Raw genomic sequence first — 12,288 nt, forward strand, 5'->3', positions numbered from 1 at the left:
CCCCATGCCTGTTGTCCGCCAGACCGCCGCCGAAGAGGCGCAGGCCACCGGCCGCCGTCGTCCGTCCTTCCACACGCTCGCCGTGAAGGAGGTGCGCCGGCTCACCGAGGATGCCATCGAGGTCTCCTTCCACGTGCCTGCGGAGCTCGCCGGCCAGTTCGACTACCTGCCCGGCCAGTACGTGGCGCTGCGCACCACGCTGCCGGACGAGACCGGCGAGCCCAAGGAAATCCGCCGCAGCTACTCCATCTGCGCCGAGCCGCGCAGCTTCGAGGACGGCACCAGCGAGATCCGGGTGGCCATCAAGAAGGACCTGGGCGGGCTGTTCTCCACCTGGGCCAATGCCGAGCTGAAGGCCGGGGACACCCTGGACGTGATGAGTCCCATGGGCGCGTTCGTGTCCCGGCACGGCCGCGACGGCCAGGCCGTGGAGCAGAACCGGATGAACTCCATGAACAACCCGGAGGAGCTGGCGGGGGACGTGGCCTCCCAAGGGGAAGCCAACTTCGTGGCCATCGCCGCCGGTTCCGGCATCACCCCGGTGATCGCCATCGCCCGCACGCTGCTGGCCGCCAACCCGGAGTGCCGGTTCGATCTCATCTACGCCAACAAGGCGGCCATGGACGTGATGTTCCTGGAGGAGCTCGCGGACCTGAAGGACAAGTATCCGCAGCGGCTGGCCATCCACCATGTGCTGTCCCGCGAGCAGCGGATCGCCCCGCTGCTGTCCGGCCGGATCGATTCGGAGAAGCTCCGGCAGCTGCTGGGCACCGCCATCCACGCGGACGATGTGGACGAGTGGTTCCTGTGCGGGCCGTTCGAGCTGGTGCAGCTGTGCCGGGATACCCTGGCCGAGCGCGGGGTGAAGCCGGAGAACGTCCGGTTCGAGCTGTTCACCTCCGGCAAGCCGGACAAGCCGGAGGGCAATGCGGGCCGTCCTGTGCTGGTGGACGAGTCCAAGGAGACGTACAAGATCACGTTCAAGCTGGACGGCCTGCAGGGCGAGGTAGCCAGCCCCACCCACGCCCGCGAGTCCATCCTCAACGCCGCGCTGCGGGTCCGCCCGGACGTGCCGTTCGCGTGCGCCGGGGGAGTGTGCGGCACGTGCCGGGCCAAGGTGGTCACCGGCAGCGTCACCATGGACGAAAACTACGCGCTGGAGCAGGATGAGCTGGACAAGGGCTATGTGCTGACCTGCCAGAGCCACCCCACCAGCAAGGAAGTCACCGTCGACTTCGACGTCTGAGTCCGCGGTCCCACCGTTGCCCGTCTGAACCATAGGAGCCCCATGATTTCCCTCTCCATCACCAACGGCGTTGCCGAGGTTGTGCTGGACGCCCCCTACAAGCTGAACTCGCTTGACGAGCAGGCGCTGGCGGAGCTGTCCCAGGCGTACGACGACGCTGCTGCCGCCGCCTCGCGCGGTGAGGTGCGGGCGCTGCTGCTGAGGGGAGAGGGCCGCGCCTTCTGCGCGGGCCGCGACATCCAGAACGTGACGCCGGAGAGCGACGACGCCGCCGCGTACCTGGGCGGGCTGGTGGAGCCGCTGCTGAAGAAGATGGCGGCCTTCCCGGCGCCCACGTTCGCGGCCGCCCACGGTGCCTGCCTGGGCGTGGGGCTGGGGCTGCTGCTGGCCACGGACGTGGTGTACGTGGCGGAGAACGCCAAGTTCGGCTCGCCGTTCGCCAAGCTGGGGGCTACTTTGGACTCGGGCGGGCACTGGTACTTCACCGAGCGGCTGGGGATGCACCGGACGCTGGACCTGATCTACACGGCGGACCTGATCTCCGGCGCCGAAGCCGTGGCGCAGGGGCTGTTCAGCCGGGCCATGCCGGCGGAGTCGTTGCTGGACAGCACCCGGGAGATCGTGGCCAAGGTGGCTTTGGGTGCCACCGGCGCCTTCGTGGCCAGCAAGGAGCTGGTGGCCCACATCCGGGACCAGCGCCTGGGCCTGTGGGAGGCCATGGCGGAGGAAAACACCGAGCAGGCACGGCTCTGCAAGACCGATGACTACGCCGAGGGGTTCCGGGCGTTCCAGGAGAAGCGCGAGCCGCAGTTTCGGGGTTAGGCGCCTGTGGAGCCAAGCCCGGTGGGGGCTTAGGTAGGGAGCGGTTCCCTGGACTTGGGTAAGTACGGTTGCCCCCTTGTAAACGGGTATCGCCTACTCGTGTCACCCGCGCGGCCTGGTTGTTCAATGGAAGTGCCGGCGAGGCGAGGGCTTAGTGGCCACGGCTCCCACCGCAGCATTCGCCGGCACCACCCTCGCGGCGGTTGGATGAATGAGTCTCCTGGTGAACCGGGACGATTCAGGAACGGCGGGAACCATGCGCACCAGAATGTCTACCGGGGATGGAGTCAAACTCGCGGCCTGCCCCCACCAGTTTGTTGGCCGGTGCGATGACTGTTCCGCGTCGGCGGCGCTCAGGGAATCGGACCAGATGGTGACGGATGAAGGCGGAACCACGTTCGCGGCCGAGTCCGGGCCTTCCCCGTCCGCATAGGTGGTCCGCCCGGCTCTGCAAGAAACGGCTGGCCAAGACCTGGGGTCTCGTGGTTTTCCGGCACCGCCATCCACGCGGACGATGTGGATGAGTGAATCCTGTGCGGGCCGTTCGAGTTGGTGCAGCTGTGCCGGGACACCCTGGCCGAGGCGCGGCGTGGAGCCAGAGAATGTCCGGTTCGAGCTGTTCACCTCGGGCAAGCCGGACAAGCCGGACAAGCCGGAGGGCAACGCGGCCGTCCCTTGCTGGTGGACGAGTCCAAGGAGACGTTCACCGAGCCGCTGGGCATGCACCGGCCGCTGGACGTAATCTACACCGCGGAATATGCCGAAGGGTTCCGGGCGTTCCACGAGAAGCGGGCGCCCAAGGTCACCGGTCTTGGTGGTTGAGCCTGTTCATCGCGGGATTCGGCACAGGCGCCCTGTCTGTAGAGTTCCGTGAACTATTCGTTCACACAAAATGCTCTAGTCTGGTTGCCGACCCATTCAGACTTGGAGAACCTACCGCATGGCCGCCTCGGAACCCTTACCTCCAGACTCTTCCGCACGAGAGCGGGGCATGAGATCAACGCAAGGCCGTCTTGCCTGGCTGGTGGCCGCCATAACTGCGCTACTGATTGTGACTCTCGTCGTCGTTCTTGTCCCCATGATGCAGTCCGGAAACCCGGGAAGCGCCGCGCCGGTGCCTGCGTCACCAACTTCACTCGCTCCCACTCCGGAACAGCCACTGCCCCCCGCTCCCGCTGTGACCTACTACAGCCAGGCGGGTCCTCCCTCCGGGTCTCCGCAAGTACCGGTCGAGGCGTTAAGCGTCACGGTGGGGAGGGATAGGACCGGAACGTCCCTGCCGGAGGGGATCGTGGGTCTGTCCCTTGAAGCCACCGATTTGGCGGACACGAGTTTGCGCGGGGATAACCCGGAGATGGTTGGACTGCTAACCGGACTTGGAAAGGCCCACATCAGGTTCGGTGGCAGTTCGGTGGACCGGCGCATGTTCTGGACGTCTACGGGTGAACCTGTGCCGTCCAATCTCAAGGGCGATAAACCGCGGCCGGTCCGCGCCGTCACCCCGGCAGACTTCCAACGCGTCAATACTTTGCTTGTTGCTGCCGACGCGCAGATCAGCCTGACGGTAGACCTGGGGAACTTCGATCCCGCCCGGGCTGGGGACATGGCCAAATATGGCGCTGAGATATTCGGCGCAAGGCTTGTAAGTATCACCGTCGGCAATGAGCCGAACGGCTTTCCCACCAGCGGCGTCCGGCCCTCCGGATGGGGGTTGAAGGACTACTTGGGTGAGCTGGAACAATACGCCGACGCGATCCATAAAATGGCCCCCGATGTTCCGCTGCTGGGGCCCGGTGCATACTCCGAAGCTTGGTGGGAGCCTTTCGTCAAGACCTCCACGCCCCAGCAGAAGATTCTGTCCCTCCACCATTATCCGCTGACAAGCTGCGACTCCAAGGACCCGGACAGCGCGCCAACGATGGCCAACCTGGTATCCGCCAGGATGCACGAACGGACCCTGGCCTATCAACGAGCTGCTTTGGATGTCGCGCGGCAAGCCGGAATGCAAGTTTGGATACCAGAGACGGGAGTCTCAGCCTGCGACGGGGCGAATCCGACCAGCCGTACGCACGCATCCGCGCTCTGGAGTGTCGATTATGTGCTGAGTTCTGCCCAGAACGGCATTCAGCGGCTCGGATTCCACAGCTCACTCCTGACCTGCACCGGCGGCCCGCCCCTGTCCCCGATTTGCTCCGGCGGGGCCTATCTAAAGCCCAACGGCACCATGACTAAGCGCGCGCCCTATCTTGGTTTGGCGATGGCCGCTTCCCTGGGCTCAGGTGATTTCTTGAAAGTGGAACAAAGCGGTGGAGGGCTGACCTACGCCTATGCCTTGGAGCAAGCCGACGGCAGCACCAGCATTATCATCGTGAATGAAAACGACCCCGAGTCGAGCGCCCAGGTTGAGGTGAACCTGACGCTGCCTGGTAGGGCACGGACGGGTACCATGACGCGGCTAACCGGTTCGAGTTTTGGCAGTCAGGACGGGACCAGGATTGACGGCGCAGAGGCTATTCCGGCTCCAGTTGCCGCTCGAGCCACGGTAGAAGGGTTTAACTATGGCTCGCCAACACAAAAGTTCAAGCTGACGGCTGGTACGGCCACGGTCCTCAACTTTAAGTACTGATCCATCACGGCTTCGACTCATGTGTCCGAAGCAGGAAATCGGTCCGAGGAGTTGGGTTAGGACAGGCGTGGAGCGTGGGCATGAACGCCTCACGTACACTATTGATGTTAAGCTGCCTGATTTCGGCTGCTTGACGTTCTCACGAGTCGGACCTTGCATCAGGCTTTGGCGATGAGTTCGAACAAAATTTACATGGGGGGCAGGAACGTCTTGGGGTCAAAAGAAATGGTCATGGTGCGCAGGCAGCGTGTGAAAGCGGTGTCCGCATTGCTTCTCCTGTCTGTCTCAGCGCTTTCCCCCCTTCAGCCGGCGTTCGCCGACGATGTGCCTTTGCCGCCGGATTCCTCCATATCAGTCCCTCCGGTACTCGGCCCTGAACCGACCACTGAAGCGCCGGTGGCTCCCACTCAGGAGCCCGTTCCTACGGAAGGTCCCGTGCCCGACCCCGTCGGGACGGCTCCTGTCCCCGCCCCGGGCGAGCCTTCTGGCGAACCTGCCGCCCCGCCAGTCGTTCCTGCCGAAGGTGTCCCTCTTCCTCCTGCGGCAGTAGAATTGCCTGCCGCGGGACAGCCCGCGCCGGCGCAAACGGCTCCAGTCGGAGACCCCCTCACCATGCCGGTTCCAGTCGAATCGCCAGTTGTTGAACAGACGGCGGAGCCGTCCGCAGACGGAGGGCAAACAATCGCAGCTGCCGTTCCCTCTGCTACACCCTCGGTTACGCCAGTGCAGGAGGAGCCGGACCAAGGGAGCCCTGTCCAGGCCGTTGTGTCGGTGGCCACTGGCAGTCCCTTGGGAGTCCAGCTGCTGACGATTGCAATACTTCTGGGCGCTGGCATTTTGTATTTCAGAGCCCTCGGTTCCAAGGGTCTGCGCACCCCCTCCAGGTCCGCTAAGTAACCGCGAGCCAAATTGAATATTGAAGATCACCCTGACGAGGTGCGCCAAAAAATAGCGGTTCTCCTCCTGACCCATTCGTACTGGCCAGAGAGCAGCCCGCCGCAGCGCAGGTGGAGCGCAATCGTGAGTGAGTTTCGCAAGCAAAGCTGGGACGTCGACGTTGTGACTCCCGTCGCGCATTCGCCTGCGGAAAGCCGCAAGGCTTTTGCAGGCATAGGGGGGAAGGTTTTTCGTTCCCAACCAGGGCCCAACGGTGAACGAATCCACCGTGTGCCTTTTTTGCCGCATGGAAAACGGCATTTATGGCGGCTCGTAGATCAGTGTTTTTCAGCGCTGTGGACGGTTCCTGCGGGTATGTTCACCCGACGAGCGGACGTGGTGATCGTGACCGTACCAAGTCTTCCCATGATGGCGGCCGGTTACTTGCTCGCACGTCTTCGCCGATTGCCTCTGGTTCTGGAAATGCGGGACGCATGGCCTGATCTGGCCCGCGACGCCCGACTGGTCCAGGGAAGTGTTAAGAGCGGATTCGAGATCTTCGCCGACTTCGTGCAACGGCGCGCCGACCTCGTCGTAACAGTCACGGATGGCTTCGCGGATGTGCTTCGCAGCCGGGGAATATCGAACGTTGCAACCATTTCCAACGGCCTGCACGTGAGCTCCCTGCCGGCTCTGCCTGCACCGCCCCTGAAGCGCGAGGTTTTCGAGGCGCTGTACCTTGGAAACCACGGCGAGAGCCAGAATCTGGAAACGTCGATCCGTGCGAGTGCTATTGTCGGCGACCGCATGCAGCTCCACATGGTGGGCTCGGGTTCCCGCAAGCCGCTACTGCAGAAGCTTGCTCGCGAGCTGGGCGCACCGGTGACTTTCCACCCTTCCCTGCACGGGCAGGATGTACTGGACCGTTATGCTTCGGCGGACACGTGCATCGTGTCACTCAGGGATGACTGGAAGTCGTTTGAGACCACAATCCCGTCCAAAACGTACGAGGTCCTCGCCCTAGGACGGCATACCACTGCCATGGTCCTGGGCGAGGCGGCGCGCGTGATAAGCGAAGCCGACGCCGGCGATATCGTCCCAAACGACCCCCAGGCTCTGGCCGGTCTGTGGCGGGGGCTCGCGGAGGACCGGACACGACTGGTCCGGAACGGAACAAGTCGTGCCTGGGTGCAGAACCATGCGGACTACGGTGTCCTTTCCCGCCGCTACATGGACCTCATCCGGGACCTGCTTGCACTGAATGGCCGGGCAACGTGAGATCAATGTGGCGGAATCTCCGCCTGACGTTTCGAACTGTGGCCGACAATCTTGTTGATGACCCCTTTCAGCTGTACCTCCAGGTCTCCCGTAGGCTTCCGGCAAAATATGTCATATTAGCCGCACGCCTGCTCCTCGCTACTTTCCCGGCGAACTCAACCGCCATCCCCCTCGTGATGGCCGAGTTGCTCAGGGGTGATCATGCTGGGATGACACGACGTCTGCAGCTCGCCCTTGAGGGGTCTGTATCGTCCGGCAAGGCGGCGAAATTAGCGGAGCTTGCGTTAGCCGCCAATAATCTCGCTGTAGCGGATCAGTTCCTCAAGATTTCCGTCGGCGCCAGAGGCCATGCTGCTGCTCTTAGCCGGCGCTATTGGCACGTCGGCGCTGTCAGTAAAGCCATCGCCGCGCTCGGCGCCGGCTCGTCCAGGACCAGACCAGGCAGGCAACGGGCGCGGCTGGAGTCGGAACAAGCCCTGCTTCGCGGATGGGCGCCTGACCTTTCGCCGGTGCGGACGGAACCAGTTCCCAACCGCGTGCTGCACCTGCTCACTAATTCCATGCCTCACACCCAAAGCGGTTACGCCCAGCGGTCCCACTCGATTCTGATGGCACAGCAGGAAGCCGGCTGGGAGACGCTTGCCGTCACGCGTCTCGGCTATCCAGTCCTGGTAGGAAAGCTGGGTGCCAGCCAGGAAGACCTGGTGGACGGAGTGTGTTATCGGCGGCTGCTGCCAGCCCGCCTCGAGGCCACCGCCACAGGGCGTCTCCAACAGCAGGCAGAGGAAACCCTGCGGGTGGCTCAAGAGTTCCGCCCCAGCATCATTCACACAACCACGCACTATGTTAACGGGGTGGTCGCGCGGGCGGTTGCCGAGTCCCTAGGGATTCCGTGGGTCTATGAGGTCCGAGGGCAGTTAGCTGATACTTGGGCGTCCACTAGGGGCATTGATGCCAAGGAGAGCGAACGTTACAGGCTTTTTCAGGAGCGCGAGACCGAAATCATGAGGTCCGCTGACAGAGTGATCACCCTAGGACAGGCCATGAAGGAGAACATCTTGGCCGCCAAGGTGCCAGAGGGCAATGTTCTTGTAGCCCCCAACGCCATCGGTGGGGACTACCTGCTGAAGCCCCGGGAAGTGAGTGAGGCCCGCGGCCGGCTCGGGCTTGAGCAGGACGCGCAGATTATTGGGACAATCAGCAGCCTCGTGCCGTATGAAGGGCTCGACGATCTGATTGCAGCCTTCGCGCTCCTTGCACCTTCCAACCCGCAGTTGCGGCTGCTGGTCGTCGGTACGGGCGTGGCACTCCCGTCGTTGCAGGAGCAGGCGCGGAGGAGCGGGTTCGGGCATCGCATCACCTTTACTGGTTTGGTGCCCCGGGCGCGCGCTTCGCTCTACCACCAGGCCTTGGATGTCTTCGTTGTTCCGCGCAAGAACCTCGATGTAACCCGTTCGGTGACACCATTGAAGCCGGTTGAAGCATTGGCGAGCGCGCGGCCGGTGGTTGCAAGCGCGCTTCCAGCGCTGGCCGAAATCGTCGACGACGGCCGGACTGGCCTGCTCGTCCCTCCGGAAGACCCGGCAGCGCTGGCAGACGCCTTAGCCTCCCTCCTTGCTCACCCCTCCCTGAGGCGGAGCATGGGAACTTCCGGGCGGGAACGCATGTTGGCCACTCGGACCTGGGAAGCTAACGCTGCGGTTTGTGTGCAGGTCTACAGTACTTTAGCGACAGAAAATCAAGGAGAGTCCGCTAGTGTCCGCAAAAAGGGCTAAATTGCCGGCCCCCGCCGCCATCCAGCCATTGTCCGTGGATATGCGAAAGCTTACCCGTGTCGGTTCCCGGCCGGGCTTTCTTGACTATCTGGTTCAGCTGTGGGATTTCCGGCAATTTATTTTTTATGACGCCCGCGCGAGAGTACAGAGTGGCACCCGGCGGGACCGGCTCGGAAGCGCCTGGCTGCTGCTGAATCCAATTTTCAACGGCCTAACCTATTACCTCATTTTCGGGGTACTACTGCAGACCAGCCGAGGTATCGATAACTTCATTGGCTATCTTGTGGTCGGCATCTTCCTTTTCCAGTTCAGCTCCGGAGCAATTACTGCTGGTGCCCGCTCCATACGCAGCGGGAAGTCCGTGGTTCAGGCGTTCAACTTTCCCCGTGCGGCGCTTCCCCTGGGCGCGAACATTAGGGAAGTGCTGTCCGCGGTTCCATTGATTCTCGGAATGCTGCTGATCATAGTTGTGTTTCCCCCGGCGGAAACCATCTCTTGGCTGTGGCTCCTGGTTGTCCCCGCAGTGCTCCTGCAGGCGGTGTTCAACTTGGGCGTAGGGATGATCCTGGCGCGAGTCATATCCAAGGTCCACGATGTCACACACCTGCTGCCCTTTTTCCTTCGGGCTTGGATGTATGCTTCGGCAGTCTTTTATTCTTACGAGCGTTTTATCACCGACCAGGCCCTCCTTGAGGTAATGACTCTGAACCCCCTGTTCAACGTCATTGACATCGTCCGGGACTGCGTACTCTATGACACGGTCCCTGCCTGGGAATCCTGGGCAAGCCTTGCCTGCGTGGCACTGGCGGCCCTGATGATAGGCCTCGTCTTTTTCTGGAAGGGAGAAGAAACCTATGGTCGCGATTGATGAAGCCCAGTTCCTCGACGGTCCGCCGTGCGTCGTGATCGACAAAGTCGAAATGACCTATCGCGTCGAGTCCTCGGATGACAGGTCAGCCTCCTCCCGAGGACCCAGGGGTGTTCTCCGGAAGCTCCTTCGAAGGCGCAACCTGGTGACAGTGCACGCCTTGAAAGAAATATCTTTGGTAGTCGAGCGCCGCGAATCAGTAGGAATCATCGGGCGCAACGGGTCCGGAAAGAGCACCATGATGAAGCTCATAAGCGGGCAGGCGGCGCCCACAAAGGGGGGTGTGTTTGCCTCAAGCACACCCATCCTGCTGGGCGTCAACGCAGCGCTTGTCCCTGAGCTTTCGGGAGATCAAAATGTGGTGCTCGGCTGCCTCGCCATGGGCATGGATATGGCGGAAATCGACGAGCAGTTCGAAAGCATCGTTGAACTTTCAGGCCTGGACTCAGCCATCTACCTGCCTATGAAGTCGTACTCATCAGGCATGGCCTCGCGGCTTCGTTTCGCGATTGCAGCCGCTGTCAATCCGGAAATTCTCTTGGTGGACGAGGCACTCAACACCGGAGACGCCCAGTTCAGCAATCGCAGCAAGGCGCGAATGGACGAGCTCAGGGCTCAGGCTGGCTGTGTATTCATCGTCAGCCACAGCCTGGATACCATCCGCGACATGTGCAGCCGGGTGATCTGGCTGGATAAAGGCGAACTCATCATGGATGGGACGCCTGAAGAAACCACGAAGCTGTACCAGGATTTTTCGTCTCACCTGTCCAAGGGGAACAACATCAGCGCTGAGCGGATCAAAACCGAAGCCCGGGCAAAGCTCGTAGCCACGCAAGTCCTGGAGCGCGCCAGCGGCCGCCGGACGGAGGGACGCTGATGACCCTTCTGAAGGATACCCGGACAGCCCTATGGCATCTGCGCGACGGCGGACCCGCCCAATTCAAGGAGTGGCTGCGGCGTCGGGACGGTGCTAACCAGGGCGGCGGCCGTTCCGTTGTCCGGCGCGGCCGCACCAAGGCGCGACGGGATCAGGAGCAGCCGCTGTCGTTTGCCCCGCACCGTATCCCCGACCGTCCCCCCAGGCGACGCGATCTCACAGTCGCCGTTATCCTGGACGATTTCTCTGCCTCGGCGTTCTCCTTCGAATGGAACCTCGTGCTCCTTCGCAAGGATGCGTGGCTGCAGCAACTGACGGAGACCAAGATCGATTTCCTGTTCGTCGAATCGGCGTGGAACGGGAATGCAGGTTCCTGGAAGTTCCAGCTGACGGGGACGTCCGGGCCCAAACCGGATTTCCTGGCCCTCATGGACTGGTGCCGTGAGCACTCCGTTCCTACCGTCTTCTGGAACAAGGAGGACCCACCGCACTATGACGACTTCCTGCCGGCCGCGCGGCGGTTCGATGTCGTGTTCACCAGTGATTCAGGCCGGATTCCCTCCTATCTGGCGGATCTGGGGCATGACCGGGTAGCTGTGCTGCCGTTCGCAGCCCAACCGGCCATTCACAATCCCATCCGGGCCGGTGAGGACCGGCATTCCCGCGGCGTTGCTTTCGCAGGAATGTACTTTGCCCACAAGTATCCCGAGCGGCGCCAGCAGATGGACATGCTCCTGACGGCGGCGCGAAGGGCTGGCAGCCACTCAGGACCGGAATTGGAAATTTTTTCCCGCCAACTCGGAGGTGACTCCAATTATCAGTTTCCTGTGCCGTTCAGCGAGAACGTGGTTGGGTCGCTGGACTATGCACGGATGCTCACGGCTTACCGGAACTACAAAGTGTTCCTCAACGTCAACTCGGTGGTCGACTCGCCCAGCATGTGTGCCCGCAGGATTTTTGAAATCACCGCGTCCGGGACGCCGGTGGTCTCCGCCCCCAGCACGGCGATTGGCCGCTTCTTTGGGCCGGACGAAGTGCTTGTGGCCCGCTCAGAGGAGCAGGGGGAACACCAGATCCGTATGCTTGCACGCAGCCCTGAACTCAGCGACCGCGTGGTCCATAAAGGGCAGCGCCGAATTTGGGCCGGGAATACCTACGCCCACCGCGCAGAGACAGTCGTAGCCTCTGTCCTGCCCGAACGCAGTCAGCCAGTGGCACTGCCTTCCGCCAGCGCCTTGGTACCAACCATCCGGCCTCATCAGCTGGAACACGTCTTCGCCACCGTGGGCAGTCAGGTGGGGGTCGACCTGGAACTGGTGTTGCTCACCCACGGCTTTGAGGCCGACGAAACCCGGCTGCGGCTGATGGCCAACCAGCACGGTGTCCGGCGCTACCAGGTCCTGACTGCTCCTCGAGACTTATCCCTCGGGGAGTGCCTGAATTTGTGCGTCACTGCCGCTACAGGGGAGGTGCTGACGAAGATGGACGACGACGACCACTACGGACCGAATTACCTCGCGGACCTGCTCTACGCGCTGGACTACTCCAAGGCCGAGGTAGTTGGGAAGCTTGCCCATCACATGCACTTCGCCTCGAACAAGGCCACAGTTCTGCGCATGCCGCATCTGGAGCATACTTATACCCGGATCGTTATGGGTCCCACGATCACCGCCCGAAGGGAAGTCTTTGAGGCCCACCCTTTCGAGCCGCTAAACCGGGGAGAAGACACAGCCTTCCTAAGAGCTGTCACGACGGCGGGCGGGTCCATCTATTCAGCCGACAGGTTCAACTTCTGCCAAATGCGGAGCACCGAGGGTCATACCTGGGACGTCTCCGACGAGGAGTTGGCCGCATCCGGCGAAATCAAGTTCTTTGGGGATCCCAAAGAACACATCACCGTCTAAAAAGGGGAAAAGGAAA

At 62.3% G+C, this 12,288-nt stretch carries 9 protein-coding genes and 1 pseudogene; all 10 read left to right on the plus strand.

Features of this window, described 5'->3' with window-relative positions:
* Positions 1–4 precede the first annotated feature (4 nt).
* The gene (gene paaE / locus GK109_RS14410) at positions 5–1,246 is read left to right on the plus strand and encodes a 1,2-phenylacetyl-CoA epoxidase subunit PaaE (RefSeq protein ID WP_157241412.1); all 1,242 of its coding nucleotides are present in this window, start codon (positions 5–7) and stop codon (positions 1,244–1,246) included.
* A gap of 42 nt (positions 1,247–1,288) precedes the next feature.
* Entirely contained in the window at positions 1,289–2,068 is a 780-nt protein-coding gene (locus tag GK109_RS14415; protein WP_157241414.1) for an enoyl-CoA hydratase/isomerase family protein, read from the plus strand.
* A gap of 492 nt (positions 2,069–2,560) precedes the next feature.
* A pseudogene (locus GK109_RS14425) lies at positions 2,561–2,773 on the plus strand (phenylacetate-CoA oxygenase/reductase subunit PaaK); the annotation flags it as partial.
* A complete protein-coding gene (locus tag GK109_RS21930) occupies positions 2,750–2,890 on the plus strand; it encodes a hypothetical protein (RefSeq protein WP_197432605.1) in 141 nt (46 codons plus the stop codon). The pseudogene GK109_RS14425 and the gene GK109_RS21930, both read left to right, overlap by 24 nt.
* Before the next feature lie 469 nt (positions 2,891–3,359).
* Positions 3,360–4,694: a hypothetical protein gene (locus GK109_RS14430; RefSeq protein WP_370460597.1), complete on the plus strand. Its 1,335-nt coding sequence runs from the start codon at positions 3,360–3,362 to the stop codon at positions 4,692–4,694.
* A 936-nt stretch (positions 4,695–5,630) separates the two neighbouring features.
* Positions 5,631–6,848 carry a glycosyltransferase family 4 protein gene (locus GK109_RS14435; RefSeq protein ID WP_370460785.1) on the plus strand — a complete coding sequence of 406 codons (1,218 nt, stop codon included), beginning with the start codon at positions 5,631–5,633 and terminating at the stop codon, positions 6,846–6,848.
* A gap of 209 nt (positions 6,849–7,057) precedes the next feature.
* Entirely contained in the window at positions 7,058–8,623 is a 1,566-nt protein-coding gene (locus GK109_RS14440) for a glycosyltransferase family 4 protein (protein WP_231754868.1), read from the plus strand.
* The gene (locus GK109_RS14445; protein WP_370460598.1) at positions 8,604–9,491 is read left to right on the plus strand and encodes an ABC transporter permease; all 888 of its coding nucleotides are present in this window, start codon (positions 8,604–8,606) and stop codon (positions 9,489–9,491) included. The genes GK109_RS14440 and GK109_RS14445 overlap by 20 nt, the downstream gene beginning before the upstream one ends.
* On the plus strand, positions 9,478–10,368 hold the full coding sequence (locus GK109_RS14450; RefSeq protein WP_231754869.1) for an ABC transporter ATP-binding protein: 891 nt from the start codon (positions 9,478–9,480) through the stop codon (positions 10,366–10,368). Before GK109_RS14445 ends, GK109_RS14450 begins: the two co-directional genes overlap by 14 nt.
* On the plus strand, positions 10,368–12,272 hold the full coding sequence (locus tag GK109_RS14455; protein WP_157241419.1) for a glycosyltransferase: 1,905 nt from the start codon (positions 10,368–10,370) through the stop codon (positions 12,270–12,272). Before GK109_RS14450 ends, GK109_RS14455 begins: the two co-directional genes overlap by 1 nt.
* Positions 12,273–12,288: the final 16 nt, after the last annotated feature.

It is taken from the genome of Pseudarthrobacter sp. GA104, assembly GCF_009741265.1.
In the GTDB taxonomy this organism is placed as follows: Bacteria; Actinomycetota; Actinomycetes; order Actinomycetales; family Micrococcaceae; genus Arthrobacter.

Excerpts from the sequence above, each read along its gene's own strand:
- paaE (WP_157241412.1), top strand. The coding sequence starts at position 5 with ATGCCTGTTGTCCGCCAGACCGCCGCCGAAGAGGCGCAGGCCACCGGC.
- GK109_RS14415 (WP_157241414.1), top strand. The coding sequence starts at position 1,289 with ATGATTTCCCTCTCCATCACCAACGGCGTTGCCGAGGTTGTGCTGGAC.
- GK109_RS14440 (WP_231754868.1), top strand. The coding sequence starts at position 7,058 with ATGACACGACGTCTGCAGCTCGCCCTTGAGGGGTCTGTATCGTCCGGC.
- GK109_RS14450 (WP_231754869.1), top strand. The coding sequence starts at position 9,478 with ATGGTCGCGATTGATGAAGCCCAGTTCCTCGACGGTCCGCCGTGCGTC.
- GK109_RS14455 (WP_157241419.1), top strand. The coding sequence starts at position 10,368 with ATGACCCTTCTGAAGGATACCCGGACAGCCCTATGGCATCTGCGCGAC.